Raw genomic sequence first — 17,220 nt, 5'->3', positions numbered from 1 at the left:
AAGCCATGGACGAATCTTCTGACGAGCCTCCTCAGCGAATGTGCCGATCCGGGGTCATTGAGTTTTTGGACCCGGATCGGTTGCTCGATGACCAGGCCTCACACTGGATCAGGCAGTCGGCCTCGCTGGCCGAGAAGGCCATGTCGCTGTATGGCGAGGTTCGCGTGCGCCTGCTCGATGACGCCGCGATGGCCCAGGCCCATCTGCGCTATCTGGATGAACCCGGGCCGACCGATGTGCTGACCTTTGACATGACCGAACCTGGCATGGGTCTGGATGTCGACATTCTTGTGTGTGTCGATGAAGCCAGGCGACAGGCTGCGGTGCTTGGGCACGAGACTGCGCAGGAGATCCTGCTGTATGTGATTCATGGCGTGTTGCATTGTCTTGGGTATGACGATCATGACGAAGCGTCGGCCCGAGCGATGCACGCAGAGGAAGACCGAGTGCTGGAAGCGATCGGCGTAGGCGCGGTGTATGCGCCCGGGTCGACGACTGCGGACTCGATCGAAAGGGACTCGATTTGAGCGGTCAAGTTGCCCTGTGGATCGCGCTGGCCTCACTGGCGCTGTCCGGGCTGTTCTCGTCGCTGGTGTACGCACTCTCGCGGGCGAGTCGGTCAGGTGTCGAGCAGTCAGCGGCGCGCCTGGGAAAGGCGCGCGTGGTCAGGCGTGTGGCATTGATTCTGAATGATGAGGACTATCACCTCGCGGCACTGGCTTTTCCCCGTGCGGTGCTGAATCTGACAGTCGTCGTGTTTCTGGTGCTCTGGATCTCGACGACGCGCGCGATGGACGCGCCGACCACGCTCGATCGCATCGTCGGAATCATCATCGGCGGATTCGCTGTCTGGATCGTGAGCGTCGTGATTCCTCTCGCGGTTGCAGAGCATGCTGCCGAACGCTCGATCGTCGCGTGGTCGTGGCTGGTGCGCGGTTGCGGAGTGATGTTCCTGCCCGTGCGGCCACTGCTCACGTTTATCATGGAAGTGGTGCGGCGGCTCTCGGGGCAGGAGCGGCAGACAGGTGTCGAAGAACTTGAAGCCGAACTGATGTCCGTGGTCGAGGAAGGCGAGCGCGAAGGCAAGATCGACGAATCTGCACGCGACATGATCGAAGCGGTCGTCGAGTTCGGCTCGACCACCGTCGAACAGATCATGACCCCTCGCACCGAGATGACCGCACTTCAGTACACCGACGAACTTGAGTCTGTGAAACAACTGGCAAAGAAGGCAGGGCACAGCCGCGTGCCGGTGTATGAAGACAATCTCGACCACATCGTCGGAGTGTTGTACATCAAGGATCTGCTGCGATGGATCGTCGAGAACGGATCTGACAATGATGAACGCTTCACGCTGCGCGAGATTCTGCGTCCTGCCACGTTTGTGCCCGAAACCAAAACGCTGCGCGATCTGCTGGCGGACTTGATGAGCAACAAGGTGCACATCGCGATCGTGGCTGATGAATACGGCGGCACGAGCGGGCTGGTGACGTTTGAAGATATTGTCGAAGAGATCTTCGGCGACATCAAGGACGAATACGAGCCTCAAGACGACGGCCCAGCGCTCGTTGAAGTTGACCTCGCGTCGCGACAGGCGGAGATCGACGCGCGCATGGATATCGATGACGCCAACGACGAACTCGAAGCGCTGGGCCTCGAGCTGCCCGAACACGACGACTACGACACAGTCGGCGGTTTCGTGGTGGTAACGCTCGGGCGCATCCCGGAAATTGGCGAGTCGTTCTCGCACGGCACGATGCTCGTCAGCGTGCTCGACGCCGAGCCGACGCGGGTCAAGCGTATCCGGATCGTCTCGACCGGCCCCGAGAACGCAACCTCGGAAAGCCTGGGAGATGCGCCACAAGAGCAACCAGTGAAATGATCAGGCTTCGGCGATGCGCGTGCGCATGTTGTCGAGCACGTTCATGAAATTGATGTACGCGTCGTAGGGCGAGTCGTACGGACTGAAGTATTTGTGCACATCGCCATCGGCCCAGAATTTCGTGCACATGTAGTAGAAGTGGTCGCTGGTGGTGAGTTTGCGCCAGTCGTTCTCGATGTGCGACGCGTTTTCGATCGCAGCGGCATCGCCGGATTCACGCGCGCGAGCCGAGGCGGACTTGACTTCCCGTTCGAGGCGATAGGTCTCTTCAAGGGCGTTCCATTGCATGGCGTTGCCACGCCAGGCGGTCAGGTCGCGCTCGGTGTCGGCCCACGAGATGTAGTCATGCACGTCGTACACGCCGACATGTTCGAAGCGTTCGAGTGCTTCGCTGGGCGTATTGAAGTGGTTCTCGCCGGGCTTGATGTCGAAGATGGCGCGCGGGAGGTGTTCGAGAAACTGGAAAATGCCTGTGTCGGCCCACTGATGCTCACCAAAGGTCTCGTAGTCCATGAACAGGTTGCAAAGGTATCCGTTCCCATTGATCTGATGAACCCACTTGGCGAACTTCTCAGCAGTCAGGGGCCACTCTGCCCATCCACGATTGCTGAAGCGGAAGGCGATATCGTCGCTGAGGCGATAGTTCTTCAGCAGCAGGCCGAAGGGGCGCGACCGCGGCCCGAGTGTTGGGCCCGAATCTCCGCCCGGAGGTGCGTACACATAATTCGGCGAGCGGAAGCCGAGCAGGTGGTCTGTGCCTTCGCAGATCGCCCCGAGCCAGCGGGGCTTGCCGTGCTTGTCGCGCATGGCTGCCAGCGCGGCCGAGAGCTCATTCGAGTAAATCAGTTCCGTGTTGCGAAAAACGCGAGGCGTTTGGCCAAAGAGCGCTTCAATGCGCTCGGTGTGCATCTCGACCTGCTTCTGAAACTCGGGAAAGGAATAGAGAAACGAGAGCGAGTGAAAGTACGTCTCGCCGAGAAACTCGCAGCAGCCTGTGCGGGCGAGTTCCTGAAAGGTCTTGATGACATCGGGCGCGAAGCGTTCGAGCTGATCGAGCACTGTGCCGGTGATCGAGTAACTGACCCGAAAGTTGCCCTTGTGCCGCCGAACGAGATCGAGTATGAGATTCGTCGTTGGGCGGTAGCACTTGTCGGCTACTTTGCGGCAGATCTCGCCGTTGGCCTTGTCGTCAAAATAGAACGGATCGACATCGAAGATTGAGTACCGTCGCAGACGGTGCGGCTGATGGACCTGAAAGTAGAAGACGACTGAAGCCATAGGACCTCCTGGACCCAGCGAGGATCATGTCCGTACGGTAGACATCACCGCGATGGAAGCGGGGAGCAGAATCATGACAGGGACAAAGACGCCAAGGACAGGGGGGATACCGGGGATGGCGGCCGACGCCCCGAGAACCCCCCCGACAAGTGCCGAGATCGAGATGGGTGCACACTTGAGCGATTGTTGGATCATGCTTCGGGGTTCGCGCGTCAGGAAGAACGGCAACGCGATCGAAAGCGTCAGCAGGTTTGAGATCCAGACCGACACCCGCCCCCAGCGGACACGCTGAAGGTCGCCGGCCGCACGCTCGTCGAGCATGTCCTTGCGTTCGAGCAACTTGCCTGCCTGCTGAAAACTCATCGCATGCCGATAGGCACCGTAACGCATCAAACGAATCTGCTCGGGGCTGAGACCGGTCGTCAGGCGTTCGATCGGTTGTGGCGGGGCTTGCATGCGTCGCGGCTCCACAGTCCCACTTTCGAGAATCCACGCCTGACCATCCCACACAGCGTGCGTTGCCCGGATCGCACGCTCGGGCTGGCCTTGCGCGTTGTACTCGAGCACGAACAGATCGTGAAGCTCGCCGCGATCGACATCGAACGCACGGGCCTGAAACAGACGCCCGCTCCCATCGGGTGTCAGCGGGAGACTCGTTGTGCCCACTTCGCGTGCACCCGCAGCCTTGTGATCGCGGCTCAGCAAAGGCGCGATGCGCGGGATGACCAGTTCCTGATTGAGCGCCTGCACCACTGTGAAACAGAGTGCGACAATGACCACAGGCCTGGCGACTCGCATGAGGCTCTGTCCCGCAGCAAGCATCGCGACAAACTCGCGGTGACGCACGAACTGCGTGCATGTGAAACCCATGGCACCAACCATCACCATGCCGATCAGAAAGTTGTACAGTTGCAACAGGCGAGGCCACCAGAGATCAGCAATGATCCACAGCGTCGTACCCAGGCGCGTAAGCGAGCCGGCATCGCCCTGGCCTCGGCTTTCGAGCAGGACATCTGCAACCTTGCTGAACTTTGTCACATTCATCGAGGCATCGATCGCAACAATGAAACAAAACAGGATCAGCAGCAACGTGATGACGTTGATGAAAAACTGTCGTGCGATGTAGCGATCAAGCAGGCTCATGCATCCACCCCGAGGCGCTTGAAAATCGCGGCTCGCACTTCCGAAGCGTCGGCCTGCCCGCTCGAACGCTTCATGACTTCGCCGATCAGCCTTCCGACAGCCTGGGTCTTGCCCGCGCGAATCTGATCGACAGCGGCTGCCTGTTCGACAAGAACCTCCTCGATCCAGCGAGCCATCGCCGCGTCATCGCGCACAATCAGCAACCCCTGCGTATTGGCAGCCTCGCGCACACTCGCGAGTCTCGCGTCTGTCGCGGCACACTGTTCGAACAACGTGTTTGCCGCGGCAGCACTGATCTCGCCTTGTGTTCGCATCTTCACAATCTCAGCAACCTGCGACGTTGCTACGCCAAGTTGATCGAGCCGCACCGATCGATCGTTGGCCAGACGCGCACCAACCTGAAGCACCAGATTCGCCACGCCTCGAGCTGCGCGCACCCTGTCGAGCCCCGCCTCAACCGCGTCATCGACCGCCCGCTCGAAGTACTCGCACGTTTGACGCTCCTCGATCAGTGCGAGCGATTCCTTTGGTGTCAGTTCGAACGACCGCACGAAGCGCGTAAACCGCTCGGACGGCGCTTCGCATAAACGGGCAGCCACACGAAGCTGCCACTCCCGATCAACCTCCACCGGCACGAGATCGGGGTCCGGGAAGTAACGGTAATCGTGAGCGTCTTCCTTCTCGCGCTGAGGCACAGTCACACCTCGCGCATCGTCCCATCCACGTGTCGATTTTGTGCCTTGTCCATGCTCACGACCATCGGCCAGCCAGCGCCGTGGCTGCTCGATCGCCTCGTGCTCGATCGCTCCGCGCACCGCACGAAACGAGTTGAGATTCTTGACCTCGACAATCGGTGACGAAACGATGCGCCCATCTTCGAGTGTCAATCGCATATTAATGTTTGGTTCGAAGCGAATCTGCCCGCGCTGCATCACGCACTCGCTCACGCCAAGGTAGCGACACATCATGCGCAGTTGTCGCGCAAACCCGACGGCTTCGTCCGCCGAGCGAAAATCGGGGCGCGTAACAACCTCGAGCAGAGGTGTGCCGGCGCGGTTGAGATCGACGATCGAGAAGTCAATGCGCCCGCCGCCGGGGGCCTCGTGCAGGAGTTTGCCCGCGTCTTCTTCGAGATGTGCGCGTTCGATGCCGATGCGGCGCGTGCCGCGCTCGAGATCCCACACGCCGCGCTCGTCCTCGGGCACGACATCGACGCTGCCATCGAAACAGAGCGGCAGCGGATACTGGCTGATCTGATACCCCTTGGGCAGGTCGGGATAGGTGTACGACTTGCGATCCCATCGGCTATGTGTCGCGATCGAACACCGCAGCGCAAGCCCGACAAGCATCGCCAAATCCACGGCTTGACGATTCATCACCGGAAGCGCGCCAGGCAGAGCAAGCACGAGCGGGTCGATAAGCGTGTTGGGCTGGGCGTCAGCAAAGTCCTCGTGCGCCGGGTTGCCCGCGCGAGCGAACATTTTGGTGCGCGTGGCGAGCTCAATGTGGATTTCCATCCCCACGATCAGTTCCGCATGCATGATGGAAGCCTGCTGAGCCATCGACATGGTTCATCGTATCCGCGATCTCGCCTTGGACAGAGCAAGCCTCACCGCAGACCGCTCAAGGCGGGCTGCGTGCATGACGGGAGTTCCGAGTTGCACCGCAATCTGGGCCAGTGTTCGCGGGCGCTGGCCTCCAAGCCCGAAACGTCGGCAGAGGATCTGGGCACCGTCAAACGTGCCATTGACAGCCTCAACTGCCACGCGTGGATCAGCTTCGAGCATTGCCTGCCACGGATCCACGAGACGGCTGCCGATTGAATCGGTATCGCGCGCAATTAGGGTGCGTCGCGCTCGCCCTTCGATCGCTTTCCCAGGGTGCTGCGCCCGCAAGTAGGCAGCAGCTTCCCGGTCCATCAGCATGCCCGTGCGAGCCGCCAGCCGACCGCCATGAAATGGATCAAACCCGTCGATCGCGCCGCACAACGCGACGAACATCGCATCAACGAGACATTGAATCTTCTTTTCCGGCAAAGTCTGAATCGGGCCTTCGACTCGGCGTTCGGCCGTCGCCAGGAGCAACCCAAGCTGCGATGCTGCCAGTACCGACTTGATCTGTGAAACTTCTCGCAGCATTGTCTCCGCTTCGTCTATCTTTCCCGCCTGCGCGTTACTCATGGCTGCAAGTTTGCCGATCAATCTCCGGGCACGCCATCGCAAAAAGTGCATGCCCGCCGCTTGTGCGTGCTCGGCCGCTCGTTCAAGCGTCACCGAAGCCCGGCACGCTTCGATGAAACGAGGGAGATCAATCGGAATCAAGGGTACCGCAACGGTGTCCGATCGGTCGCGCGGCATAAAGATCTGATCGGCATCTTCGCGCTCGAACTGCGCACTCATCGGCCCGTCAAGGTTCCACTGAGCAAGCGCTCGCGCCCTGTGCTGGTTGGCAGCCCGAACAATCGCAGTGCGCGGGCGGCCCAGACGCTGCGCAATCAACCCCGGTTCGATGCCACGGCGAAGGGCGCGAAAGGCGAACTCCTGCTCACGCGCCGACGGAGGGCCTGCCTGACCAAAGATTTCCGCACACTCGCGCTGAAGCAGTCGCCGCACCCCTTCGTGGCTGAAGTTGAATCGCGGCGCGAGTCGCGCAGCCACCTGATTGAGCGAGAGACCGAGTCGAGCGTGGTACTGCCCGGCACGCCGGATCATCGCCTTCCGCTCGGTCGGGCTCATCCGGTGTGCGGTCGGTCGCGGCCCGGGTTTTTCCCGCTGGGCAAAAGCAGCACAGGCTTGTGGCGTGAAGATCAGCGTGCGCGTTCCACGCTCGCCAACGACCCGACGTGCGACAAGGCCGCGCCTTCGCGCGCGATCCAGTGTTGCCCGGCTCATGCCCCACAGTTGACACATCTGCTCTGGACCGAGCGAGCCATGCGGCACTTCGCTCTCGCCGAGCGTCGCTGTCTCGCACAGGCATTCGACAAACGCCGAAAGGCTTGACAATATGTCCCTGCCTCGCGGCATCTGGCCCGATGTGTCGTGCGGACGAAAACCGGTTACGCGAAACACAATCCACTCGCGCGGATAGATCTGGTCACTCTCAAGTACGCCCGCGAGTTGTTCCGCACGCTCGATATGCCGAAGCAGAGCCTGCCGCGGCGCGAACCGCAACTCTTGCGCCAAATCGCGCAGTACCGGTTCATGAATGGTCGGCAGGCGAGGCATGGCCGGAATCCTTGGTTAGGCCCGTCATCGCAGCGAAGCGTCAGGATTCAATCCCAATCTCGGCATCGAACCACTCCGGACTGCACGCAGGAACCAACCCCAGCTGCGTAGCCTCATCGAGAAAGCGGACTATGGCTTCACGCTCGCGCGGACCGCACGAAAACCGCAGGCGTTCACCGAGGTACCGTCGCGCAAGGTCATCGGGCCACCCCTTTTCGGCTGCCCGCGTCGAGACGATCCAGTCCAGCCTTTGCTCGTTGCGCAAGCGCTGACGCTCGAGCAGGGCTGCTGCGGTGCGCACGGCAGGCGTCCCTGCGATCGATGACGGGCACATCCAGATCGCGTAGACGAACGGCAGCCCGGTCAGTTCTTTCCAGGCTTCCCCCAGGTCGATCTGATATGGGTAGCGTACCGCAGGCGGGCTGTCAGTCACGACCTTGTCGCCAATCAGCAGCATGGTCTCGGGCCAAAGCTCGCCTGTGTCTGACCCGTGGGTCATGCGCTCGCGCGCGTCGAACTCGACAGTTCTCGGACGCAACCCGTACTGATGCCAGAGGATGATCTGTGCCAGCGCGGCAGAGGTGTGGCTGTCGGTGTCCATCGCCAGTGTTGTGATCTTCTCCGGCGGACACATGGAAAAGACCCGTACAGTCAGCGTCGGACCATCACACCCGATAATCCCTTTCGGAATGAGTGTCAAGGGCGTCAGAGAGCGGGCAACGTCGATGGTGGAGACCAGCCCAATCTGGACTTTGTTCTCCTGTACCATGCCTGCAATGTGCGCTGGCACCGCAGCGATGAGCTCGATATTTTCGGCTGCATCAAGGCCCTCGATCAGAGGGGCTGTGTTCAAATACCGAACGACGCCGATACGAAGTGGAGCCATATCCGGACTTTAGCCTCGATGCAGGATTGCCTCTCTTCACTTTCGGACCATTTGACCGATGAAAAGTCAGACGGTGTTTCAAGATTCATGGCATCTTTCTGAATTTGGCGTATCTTTCAATCCAGAACAGGCCTTTGGTCTGGGACATCCACGAATCTGCTCCTCTGGGGTGAGCGGTTCGCGGACACGACATTTCGGGGTAGTTGGCGAATCACCGGTCACGGGATGCCCTTACGGGGCATCGGCCCGGGGGCAAGTCTGAGCAGGGACCAACCGTCCCGCGTCGGGCACAGAGCCCTCAGGGTTTATCGCAAGCCACCTACCCACCCGGCGTCGGGCTGCGCCACGGCCCGGCGTCGATTTTTTGTCGACACCGGTTTTTACCCGTGCTGCAACCCCAGCAACAGCCAACCGTTACAGCAGTTCAAGCGAACGTGAGTACCCGGACTCACGCGCACCGCGCCATCGAGTACAGTATCTTTTGAACCCATCAATCAGATTGGGTTGCTCGATCGAGCGGAAGGAGCGCGGCGTGTCAGATCATCTCGGGTCAAGCGGGATCGAATCGGTGTTGCAAGAGCACAGGGTGTTTCAACCGCCAGCCCCGGGAGATGTCGGCACGCCCCGTTGGCTGATTTCTTCGATGGACGAGTACCGCACACTGCACCAGCGTTCTCTGGATGACCCGGATGGGTTCTGGAGCGACGCAGCCCGGAGTTTGCACTGGTTCAAGGACTGGCACACAACGGTCGAGTGGAACGTGCCTGACGCGCGATGGTTTGTCGGCGGCAAGACCAACATCTGCTACAACTGCGTCGATCGGCATATTGAGGCTGGGTTTGGCGATGAGATCGGCATCATCTGGGAAGGCGAGCCTTGGCGCGACGGCGACCCGGAGGTTCGCCACCTGACCTATGCCGAGCTTCAGCGTGAAGTCTCGCGCGCAGCCAATGCCCTGCGATCGCTGGGGGTGAAGAAGGGCGATGTGGTGACGATCTATATGGGGATGGTCCCTGAGCTGGCCATCACCTGTCTGGCGTGCGCGCGCATTGGTGCGCCGCATTCGGTGATCTTTGGCGGATTCAGTTCTCAGGCCATCGTGGACCGGGTTCAGGATGCTTCGAGCAAGGTCATCGTCACATGCGACGGGGCGCATCGGCGCGGAACGCTGGTGCCCTTGAAGGACAACGTCGATGCTGCGTGCGCCAAACTTGAGTCGGGCGAGCATCGTGTCGAGCATGTGCTGGTGTTGCGGCGTTGCGAGAACGCGGTGCAATGGACCGCCCGCGACCACTGGTGGCATGAGATCGTCGCTTCGCAACCTGATGCGTGCCCATGCGAGCACATGGACTCGGAGGACGCTCTGTTTCTGCTGTACACCTCTGGCTCGACAGGCAAACCCAAGGGAATCGAGCACACAACCGGCGGGTACATGGTCTACACCGCTCTGACGAGCAAGTATGTTTTCAATCTGATCCCGGGCCTTGAGACACCCAAGCGCGAGTCGGGCTCAAACGGACAGGTCTTCTGGTGTACGGCCGACATCGGTTGGGTGACTGGTCACAGTTACATTGTCTATGGCATCATGCCCAATCGAGTGCCCACTCTGATGTACGAGGGCGCGCCGAACTTCCCGGCTGAGGACCGGTTCTGGGGTCTGGTCGAGAGGCACCGAGTCACGCAGTTCTACACCGCGCCGACGGCTATTCGCGCGTTCATGAAATGGGGCGAAGAACATCCAGGCAAGCACGATCTGAGTTCGCTTCAGGTGCTCGGGACTGTGGGCGAGCCGATCAACCCGGAAGCCTGGATGTGGTATCGGCGCGTGATCGGGCGTGAGAAGTGCCCGATCGTTGACACATGGTGGCAGACCGAGACGGGCGGACATCTCATCACGCCCCTGCCCGGCGTGACACCGACTAAGCCCGGGTCGTGCACGTTGCCTTTCTTTGGCATCGATGCGGCGATTCTGGACGAAGTCGGACATGAGCAGCCTCTAGGCTCGGGAGGGTTGCTGGCGATCCGCAGGCCCTGGCCGAGCATGTTGCGCGGGGTCTTCGGCGACCGCGAGCGATACATCCAGACGTATTGGTCGAAGTTTGAACTGGACGGGGTGCACCCTGAGCGCTGCGCTTCACCGTACTACTTCCCTGGCGACGGAGCGCACCGCGACAAGGACGGATATTTCTGGATCCTCGGGCGCGTCGATGATGTCATCAATGTTTCGGGACACCGGCTCGGCACAATGGAAGTCGAATCGGCGCTGGTCAGCCATCCGGCGGTAGTGGAAGCGGCGGTCGTCGGCATGCCTCACGAGATCAAGGGAACGGGCATTGCGGCGTTTGTGACGCTTGGCGGTGGACAGACGCCCAGTGATGCGCTGCGGGCGGAACTGCGCGAGCATGTGGCACAGGAAATCGGCGCGATCGCGAAGCCCGACCAGATTCGTTTCGCGGCAGCCTTGCCCAAGACGCGCAGTGGAAAGATCATGCGGCGTCTGCTGCGATCGGTCGCGGCCGGTCAGTCGACGATGTCGCAGGACACGACGACGCTGGAGGACTTTGGCGTGATCGCCACGCTGCAACAGGAGGACTGAGGCCATGGCGCGGTGCGCCACGTTGCACTTTCTGGGCTCGTGTTACTCGCTTGATCGGTTGAGTTGATCCTGAATGCGAAAGCGCCGCCGCTCGAAGAACTCGCGCCACTGCGGATCGGACTCCATGAGTGTGGCGCGCTTGATTCGTTCGAGTGATTCGAGCGAGGCGTAGTTGAGGTGCTCCTCGGCCAGAGCCCAGCCTCGCAGCGCGTCGAGGAAGGCCGGGTCGCGCTGGAGCGAGCGTTCGTAGTACTCGAGCGCGTCCTGTGCCCATCCGATGTTCTGATAGACAAGCCCGACGTTGGCCAGTGGCCTCGGGTCGCGCGGCGAAAGATCGGCAGCAACCTTGAACGCAGCAACCGCATCGATGTTGTTGCCCAGGTTCATCAGCTCGACACCAAGGTTGTTCCACGCGATGTACCGGTCGGGCGCGATTGAGAGAGCCTCACGATACAAGGAAGCTGCGCCTTCGGAGTTACCGCGAGCGGCCAGAACGTCGGCGCGAGCAATCATGGCGTCGGCTTCCGGCCCGCGCGAGGGCGGCACTTGCGACGTGTTGGCTGCTCGCTTGGGTGAACTGCCGCACCCGGCGGGCACAAGCATGGCGCAAACAACCAGAACGAACGCGGACGAAAGACGAGCCAAACGAACAATACTCATGAAGACTCCCGTTCCCATCGGGCAAAGGTGACATCAACGGTCCAGCCCTGCGTACTGGCGGGCTTGAGCGTGATGCTGTTGACGAACATGCCGGGCACCTGCTCACACGAAATCTCGACCCAGGCGAGCAAGGCACTGATTGAAGGGTCGGTGATGTTTGAATAGGTGTAACTCAGTCGACGAGCGCCTTCGCTGCGATCAACGCGCGTCGTGGGGATGCTCAGACTGCGTGTCAGGCCGGCATCACGCGCAAAGCCTTCCATGCGACTGAGCAGGTTCGGAACGGGCTCGTAGGCACCGCCGCTGGCCTGACTCTGCGCCCCTTGCAGATCGCGAAGATCGGCCACCCCCTGCACCAGACGCTTGTAACGGGCCTGCTCCTGCCCGACGCGGATGCGCGATGACTCGTGTGTGTAGAGCGCGACCACGATCGCAATAGCAGCCGCGAGAAAGAGCAACAATGGCAGCAGCAGCAGGTGGCGAGGGCGGTTGCGGCGTTCGAAGGTCGTCGCAGCCATTGCCGACTCGAAACGCTCGTCATCGGTCATGGATCGAAGGTCGGGCATCACGTTCCTCCTTCGCGTGGCGGCCAGGTGCCGGTGAACGTGCACTCGACACGCGTGCCGCGCTGCACCAGATTCGTGCGCCAATCAGTGATCGATGAACCCGCAACCGATCGAATGGCTTGAGAGAGTTCTTCGAACGTGCGCGTATCGGCAACGTCGGCTTTGATTGAAACGGACACACTTGTGACGCTCAGTTCGCGCAGAGTGATGTCGTTGCTGGCCAGGACGAACGACAAGGCTTCGAGTTCCTGCAAAACTGGCCTGGGGGGTTGAATCACACTTGACAGATCAACCCGCGATTGCTTCAACTTCGAGAGTTGAAGTTCAAGGTCGATCAGCGCGGTGCGAAGCGGCAGGTTCGTATCCTTCACAAGATCAAGATACTGGCCCTCGATGCTGCGGGCTTCCTGTGATCGGTCGGAAGCCATGCTCCAGATCTTCCATGCGCCGACTGCAAGAAGTGCGGCTGCCCCGAGCAGTGCCGCTGTGCTCCAGACATACATCGCGCGGTGCGAGCGCCCGGGGCGATTAGTCAGTTCCTCGATGCCGGGCGACTGGGCTGATTCACGATCGGCCAGTTTCGAGAGCGTCGCGCCGAGCGGGTCAGACTCCCGCACAAAGTCGATTGCGGCATCGGGGATGGTGCGCAGGAGCGCTTGTGCGATGCCTTGTGCATTCAGGCCCGCCGGGTCAACAGCCGGATCGCCGACGATGATCGTGCGCGCCGGCAGACACCCGATCTGGACCGACCACGCGAGCCAGTCGGTCCCGAGGCGCCCGATGTCGGCGGTTGTTACCAATGGCCGCTGTGCAGAAGTCGCTTGGCCGGAATCGGTCGGTAGTTCGTCGGGCTTGCGTGTCTGCAATCGCAATGATCCGCCGGCGAGCCAGGTGCCCGCGTGCGACCACGACCAGACCAGCCGTCCTGCAGGATCGAGCACAACAACAGCGACGATGGGTTGCGTCTCGGCGATGACGCGTTGTGCGTTTTCGCCGCCGAGGCCGACCGACATCGAAGGATCCCACGCCTGCGCGATGGCCTGCCAGAGCGCTTCGACTGCGTGCACGCGGATGCCGAGCCGATCGAGATGATCGATCAGCAATCGCGCGGGCACGACCGGTAGAGCGGCGACTGGAGTTCTTTGCGGTTCGCTTTGCGATTTTTTGGTCGGTTTTCTTGCTGACTCCCGCTCATGCAGCGGCTGGAGCGCTGTCTCGCCCTGAAGATCCGGAAATCGACTCGCCTGCGTGGATTCGCCCTCGTCGAAGCGAGGCTCAATCAGGGCGCGAAGGACCTGGTCACTGGTGTCGTTGGTCGTGACCCATGAGCACACACCGCCATCGACGTCGACGACGAGTCGCGATATGGCCTTCCCATTGCGGCTCAGACGATCGGCGAGCCACTCGGCAGCCGCGCGCGCGTCGGATTCGACTGCAGGCATCTGATCGACCGGGCAATGCCAAGTCGCCTGATCGTGACGGTCCATGACACGAAGCCCGACCATTCGGCCGCCGCGATCGCATCGAGCAAGATAACAGACAGGTGCGGTCAATCGAGCCTACTCCTTAGAATCTCCAGTTCCACTCGCGGGCGAGTGGACAATCAGTTGCGCTGGTTTTGCATACGGTCCGGATCGATGTTCAGCCGCTGCTCGCCGTCGCGACGGTTCGAGTCGATCATGCGTTGTCGGCGTTCCATGGCCTCTTGCCTGCGACGTTCGATTTCCTCCTCCTGAGACCGTGCCGCTGCGGCGGCCTGATTTTCGGGAGTTCTTGCGGTTGGTGCTCGACCTTCGATCTTGGTCACGACTTGCCCGGCGCGCTGGCTCTTGTGATAGGTCTCGCGTACGCCCTGGCGCTCGAGCACCAGTTCGTCGCCGTCGATGCTCACAACGCTCACTCTGACCGGCGCCGAGCCTTCGAGCGTGAACGATGCTGTCGCGCCCTGAGCCACGAACCGCTGTTGCCCGTTGACCGAAAGAAGCGCCACGCGGCGGGTCGGCTCGGAGATGAAACCGAGAAACTTGATCTCGGCCTTTTCCGGCTCATCACTGACATAAGTCGGAATCTCCTCGACTGGTTCAGTCTGCGGCTCGACCGCTTTGGGCACATCGTGCAGGACCATCAGCCGCGTGGCGATGCTCGACATCGCGACCCGCGGATGCTCGCGCTCTTCATCAACAACCTTGAGGCTGTCAACACGCTGGCGTTCGGCTGCCCGCTCGGCCATCACCTGCTCGATCGACACTGGTGCAACCTCGGGCGATGAACTCGAAGGGAGCCCGACCGCAGCGACAACCACCGCGCCGCCGAGCAGCACAGCCGCACCGGCCTGCGCGAGCAAGGTGTTCCGCTTGGCTTGTGATCGAGAAAGTCTTGTGGTCATGGCAAATTCCCTCCGGGATCGATGTACTCTACGCCGAGGTCTTCCCACGTGAGAAACACGCCGGGCTGTTCCCAGGCACTGCTGCCAGTCGCGCCGGTGTTTGCTCGAATCGGGACCAGACCCCCATATCGTGCGGTCACGCGCTGGCTTGAAACCCCGCTGCCCCCGCGCAGTTCGATCGTGACGTACCACAGTTCAGGCTGCACCGACAGAATGCTGTTGATCCGATTGCGCACCTCATTGGGCAGACCCATCTCGGCACCGATGGCGGTCAGGTCGGTCCGTTGCAGCCGCCCCGAAGTCTGCTGACGCTTGTCAAGAATCTTTGCCACAAACTCCGGTGCAGCGTTCGTCCCGACCAGAAACTCGGCGACGGCCGTAAGGACGACCTGCGGCGCTGAGTTCACGCTGATGGCAAATGGACCGAGCGGACGCACGTAATCCTTGATCTCTAGCTTGTCGATCCGGCAGAGCAAATCCAGCCTCTGCTTGAGGGCCTGAGCATCGGCAAGCGCTGCCGATTCGGCAGCCTGAGGCTCGAGCATCGAGCCTTGGCCGTCGCGCAGAAAGACCGAGACGACGCTGCGATCGGGCAGTGTGATATCCATGGCGTGCCCGTTCTCGCCGAGCGAATCGGCGACGGACCGCGCATTTTGAGTGCTGATCCAGGCGGATATGGCTTCCTGCAAGCCCTTGGCTGCGTGATGCGAACGGTACGACTCGATCTGCCGCTGCACATTTCTCGACTTGGCCGCGTTGCGCTCGACGACCATGGCCAGCGAGAATGCGACAACCATCGACAAAAGGAAAACCAATGGCAGGGCGTACCCGCGTTGCGAACGGCACCTACTCATCCCCCACCTCCCGGGCGTGTGGGCCTCGAACCTTGCTGCGGTTGAGTATCGCCCGGTCGCGTGCCGGGGCGTTGCGGTGCTGCATCGGGTCGAGTCCCGCCGCGGCCTCCGGTGTTCTGTCCGCCGCCACCAGGTCCGCCGCCGGGCGCGTTCTGATTGTTGCCAGCGTTGTTTCCCTGACCCGGAGCGTTCGCGGTGTTCGTCTCATTCTCAGCGGGAGGCGGCGCGGTCGGGTCGGGACCATTGAGCCAGCCAACCTCGAACATCCAGTTCACGTTCAACCCTGAGTAGGTTTCGATTTCGATCTCAACATACGCAGGCAGGTCGGTCGCTGTGCGGGCGGCGAATGTCGCCTTGCGATACCCATTGTCGAACGCGATGAAACGGGCGCGTTTGACCCCGCGGATGATCGGATAGGCTTCGGCTGCGGCACGGAGCATGTCATCGGACGTCTGAGGCTCGCCGAGCCCTTCACGGATCACTTCCTCCGGAAACACAGGCCTGAACCACAAGGTCCAGCCCGGTTCGAGCTCGCGTCCCACGCGCTCGCCGTCGGCCGGCGTCATACCCGCATCACGAAGCATGAGTTCGCGTGAACCGTTCGGGCGCAATTCAAAAACACACCGGATCGAGCCGCTGATGCCATAAACCTCGAGTTCCTGCTCGACATTTATTCCCTGCACAAGCCAGCTCTGCGTGGGCAAACGGATCGAAGCCGGCACGGGCGTCCGCGGGAGAACCAGTTCCATGCGCTGAGGCACGCCCATCGGGTCGCCAAACCCGGGCTGTACAAACGTCGATGCGAACGTGAGTTCAGCAGACCGATCCGCTTCGATGATGACGCGAGGGCGTTCGCCGGTGCCGTCCCATGGCGGAAGGTCCGACTCGACGAGTTGTCCGCTGCCGACGATTTCGCCACCCTGCGATGCCGGAGGGCTCAAGGCTGTCGTGTTGTCGCCGGACATCAGCATCGTGTTGAACGAGCGTCGAAGCACGATCTGAAGCGTGCCAAGCTGGCGCGACTGCGTGTACTGCCGATCGAGCACCGCATCGGTTCGGTTCAGAAGCGCGAACAACCCGACCGTTGAGAGGATGACCATCCCGCCGATCGTCACAGCGAGCACGGTTTCGAGCAAGGTGAACGCTCGTTGCCCAGCGGGAGTGCGCATCATTGGCCCCCCTGCTGGAATGTCGAGAAGCGGTTAAGCAGATCCGCACGTCCATCATCGCTATTGAGCAGGCGCGTGATCGAATCCGGATTGCGAATCGCGACCGGGTCCATAATGCGCACGAGCGAGAAGTCGGAGGGTGCGCCCGTGATCGCCGGATTGATGTTGGGCTGCTGCTCATACCAGACATTCACGGTGATTAACTGAAGGCGATCAAGCCGCAAACCGCTCGTGCGCGAAGACTCGGATGCCTGCCCGCGGCTGCTGATGCGGAGTTCGATCTTCTGCTCCTCGACACGCCAGTAGAAGCGATCCTGGCCGTAAGCGATGGCGAGCGAACTGCTCGGCAACGTCTTCTTGTCATCGAGAAACTGGAGCATGATGCGATTAGCGACTTCGGCGGCTCCGAGTTGCTGGACCTGCCGCTGATGACTCGCGTGCGCATACCCGAGACCGCTGACAAGCGTCGAGGCAACCATCGCGACCAGAACGGTGGCGAGCACCGTTTCGAGCAGCGTGACGCCGCGTCGTTGCGGAGCCGAGCGCCGAGATTGTCGCACAATGCCGTCCATGCTG

The 17,220-nt window shown here is 61.3% G+C and carries 15 protein-coding genes; 3 read left to right on the top strand and 12 right to left on the bottom strand.

The features are described 5' to 3' along the window. Positions 1 to 5 precede the first annotated feature (5 nt). Both ybeY and KF757_01470 read left to right on the top strand, forming a co-directional pair. Positions 6 to 527, top strand: a complete 522-nt coding sequence (gene ybeY, locus KF757_01475; GenBank protein ID MBX3321639.1) for an rRNA maturation RNase YbeY — start codon at positions 6 to 8, stop codon at positions 525 to 527. Next, positions 524 to 1,882 carry an HlyC/CorC family transporter gene (locus KF757_01470; GenBank protein ID MBX3321638.1) on the top strand — a complete coding sequence of 453 codons (1,359 nt, stop codon included), beginning with the start codon at positions 524 to 526 and terminating at the stop codon, positions 1,880 to 1,882. Before ybeY ends, KF757_01470 begins: the two co-directional genes overlap by 4 nt. Here KF757_01470 and KF757_01465 read toward each other — a convergent pair whose 3' ends face one another. From KF757_01465 to KF757_01445, 5 genes are read right to left on the bottom strand one after another with little or no spacing between them, the layout of a single operon-like run. Further along, positions 1,883 to 3,160, bottom strand: coding sequence for a glycoside hydrolase family 57 protein (locus KF757_01465; protein MBX3321637.1), 1,278 nt, complete (start codon positions 3,158 to 3,160; stop codon positions 1,883 to 1,885). A 24-nt stretch (positions 3,161 to 3,184) separates the two neighbouring features. Continuing rightward, the gene (locus tag KF757_01460; protein ID MBX3321636.1) at positions 3,185 to 4,303 is read right to left on the bottom strand and encodes an LptF/LptG family permease; all 1,119 of its coding nucleotides are present in this window, start codon (positions 4,301 to 4,303) and stop codon (positions 3,185 to 3,187) included. Next, positions 4,300 to 5,871 (bottom strand): Asp-tRNA(Asn)/Glu-tRNA(Gln) amidotransferase subunit GatB, encoded by a 1,572-nt coding sequence (gatB, locus tag KF757_01455; GenBank protein ID MBX3321635.1) that lies wholly within the window; start codon positions 5,869 to 5,871, stop codon positions 4,300 to 4,302. The genes KF757_01460 and gatB overlap by 4 nt, the downstream gene beginning before the upstream one ends. A 3-nt stretch (positions 5,872 to 5,874) precedes the next feature. Next, entirely contained in the window at positions 5,875 to 7,527 is a 1,653-nt protein-coding gene (locus KF757_01450; protein ID MBX3321634.1) for a hypothetical protein, read from the bottom strand. 40 nt (positions 7,528 to 7,567) lie between these two features. Continuing rightward, positions 7,568 to 8,413 (bottom strand): menaquinone biosynthesis protein, encoded by an 846-nt coding sequence (locus KF757_01445; GenBank protein MBX3321633.1) that lies wholly within the window; start codon positions 8,411 to 8,413, stop codon positions 7,568 to 7,570. Positions 8,414 to 8,945: 532 nt separating this feature from the next. Between KF757_01445 and acs the strand changes: the two genes are divergently transcribed. Further along, positions 8,946 to 11,009, top strand: a complete 2,064-nt coding sequence (gene acs / locus KF757_01440; protein MBX3321632.1) for an acetate--CoA ligase — start codon at positions 8,946 to 8,948, stop codon at positions 11,007 to 11,009. Positions 11,010 to 11,051: 42 nt separating this feature from the next. Here the strand turns inward: acs and KF757_01435 are convergent, their stop codons facing one another. The 7 genes from KF757_01435 to KF757_01405 are packed head-to-tail and all read right to left on the bottom strand — an operon-like array spanning position 11,052 to position 17,216. Continuing rightward, positions 11,052 to 11,669 (bottom strand): tetratricopeptide repeat protein, encoded by a 618-nt coding sequence (locus KF757_01435; protein ID MBX3321631.1) that lies wholly within the window; start codon positions 11,667 to 11,669, stop codon positions 11,052 to 11,054. Continuing rightward, positions 11,666 to 12,235, bottom strand: a complete 570-nt coding sequence (locus KF757_01430; protein MBX3321630.1) for a hypothetical protein — start codon at positions 12,233 to 12,235, stop codon at positions 11,666 to 11,668. Before KF757_01430 ends, KF757_01435 begins: the two co-directional genes overlap by 4 nt. After that, on the bottom strand, positions 12,235 to 13,788 hold the full coding sequence (locus KF757_01425; GenBank protein MBX3321629.1) for a hypothetical protein: 1,554 nt from the start codon (positions 13,786 to 13,788) through the stop codon (positions 12,235 to 12,237). Before KF757_01425 ends, KF757_01430 begins: the two co-directional genes overlap by 1 nt. A gap of 50 nt (positions 13,789 to 13,838) precedes the next feature. Continuing rightward, positions 13,839 to 14,621, bottom strand: a complete 783-nt coding sequence (locus KF757_01420; protein ID MBX3321628.1) for a hypothetical protein — start codon at positions 14,619 to 14,621, stop codon at positions 13,839 to 13,841. Continuing rightward, positions 14,618 to 15,475: a hypothetical protein gene (locus KF757_01415; GenBank protein ID MBX3321627.1), complete on the bottom strand. Its 858-nt coding sequence runs from the start codon at positions 15,473 to 15,475 to the stop codon at positions 14,618 to 14,620. Before KF757_01415 ends, KF757_01420 begins: the two co-directional genes overlap by 4 nt. Beyond that, complete coding sequence (locus KF757_01410) at positions 15,472 to 16,647, bottom strand: hypothetical protein (protein MBX3321626.1); 1,176 nt, start codon at positions 16,645 to 16,647, stop codon at positions 15,472 to 15,474. The genes KF757_01415 and KF757_01410 overlap by 4 nt, the downstream gene beginning before the upstream one ends. Then, positions 16,644 to 17,216: a hypothetical protein gene (locus KF757_01405; protein MBX3321625.1), complete on the bottom strand. Its 573-nt coding sequence runs from the start codon at positions 17,214 to 17,216 to the stop codon at positions 16,644 to 16,646. The genes KF757_01410 and KF757_01405 overlap by 4 nt, the downstream gene beginning before the upstream one ends. Positions 17,217 to 17,220 lie beyond the last annotated feature (4 nt).

The organism is Phycisphaeraceae bacterium (assembly GCA_019636795.1).
Taxonomy (GTDB): Bacteria; Planctomycetota; Phycisphaerae; order Phycisphaerales; family UBA1924; genus JAHBWW01.
Note: the sequence above shows the minus strand (reverse complement) of the source record. Positions and strands in the feature narration are given on the sequence as shown.

What these genes read in the sequence shown, in the direction of transcription:
- KF757_01435 (MBX3321631.1), bottom strand. Translation starts at nt 11,669, where the DNA reads ATGAGTATTGTTCGTTTGGCTCGTCTTTCGTCCGCGTTCGTTCTGGTT.
- KF757_01465 (MBX3321637.1), bottom strand. Translation starts at nt 3,160, where the DNA reads ATGGCTTCAGTCGTCTTCTACTTTCAGGTCCATCAGCCGCACCGTCTG.
- KF757_01410 (MBX3321626.1), bottom strand. Translation starts at nt 16,647, where the DNA reads ATGATGCGCACTCCCGCTGGGCAACGAGCGTTCACCTTGCTCGAAACC.
- ybeY (MBX3321639.1), top strand. Translation starts at nt 6, where the DNA reads ATGGACGAATCTTCTGACGAGCCTCCTCAGCGAATGTGCCGATCCGGG.
- KF757_01445 (MBX3321633.1), bottom strand. Translation starts at nt 8,413, where the DNA reads ATGGCTCCACTTCGTATCGGCGTCGTTCGGTATTTGAACACAGCCCCT.
- KF757_01430 (MBX3321630.1), bottom strand. Translation starts at nt 12,235, where the DNA reads ATGCCCGACCTTCGATCCATGACCGATGACGAGCGTTTCGAGTCGGCA.
- KF757_01420 (MBX3321628.1), bottom strand. Translation starts at nt 14,621, where the DNA reads ATGACCACAAGACTTTCTCGATCACAAGCCAAGCGGAACACCTTGCTC.
- KF757_01460 (MBX3321636.1), bottom strand. Translation starts at nt 4,303, where the DNA reads ATGAGCCTGCTTGATCGCTACATCGCACGACAGTTTTTCATCAACGTC.
- KF757_01450 (MBX3321634.1), bottom strand. Translation starts at nt 7,527, where the DNA reads ATGCCTCGCCTGCCGACCATTCATGAACCGGTACTGCGCGATTTGGCG.
- gatB (MBX3321635.1), bottom strand. Translation starts at nt 5,871, where the DNA reads ATGTCGATGGCTCAGCAGGCTTCCATCATGCATGCGGAACTGATCGTG.
- KF757_01415 (MBX3321627.1), bottom strand. Translation starts at nt 15,475, where the DNA reads ATGAGTAGGTGCCGTTCGCAACGCGGGTACGCCCTGCCATTGGTTTTC.
- KF757_01405 (MBX3321625.1), bottom strand. Translation starts at nt 17,216, where the DNA reads ATGGACGGCATTGTGCGACAATCTCGGCGCTCGGCTCCGCAACGACGC.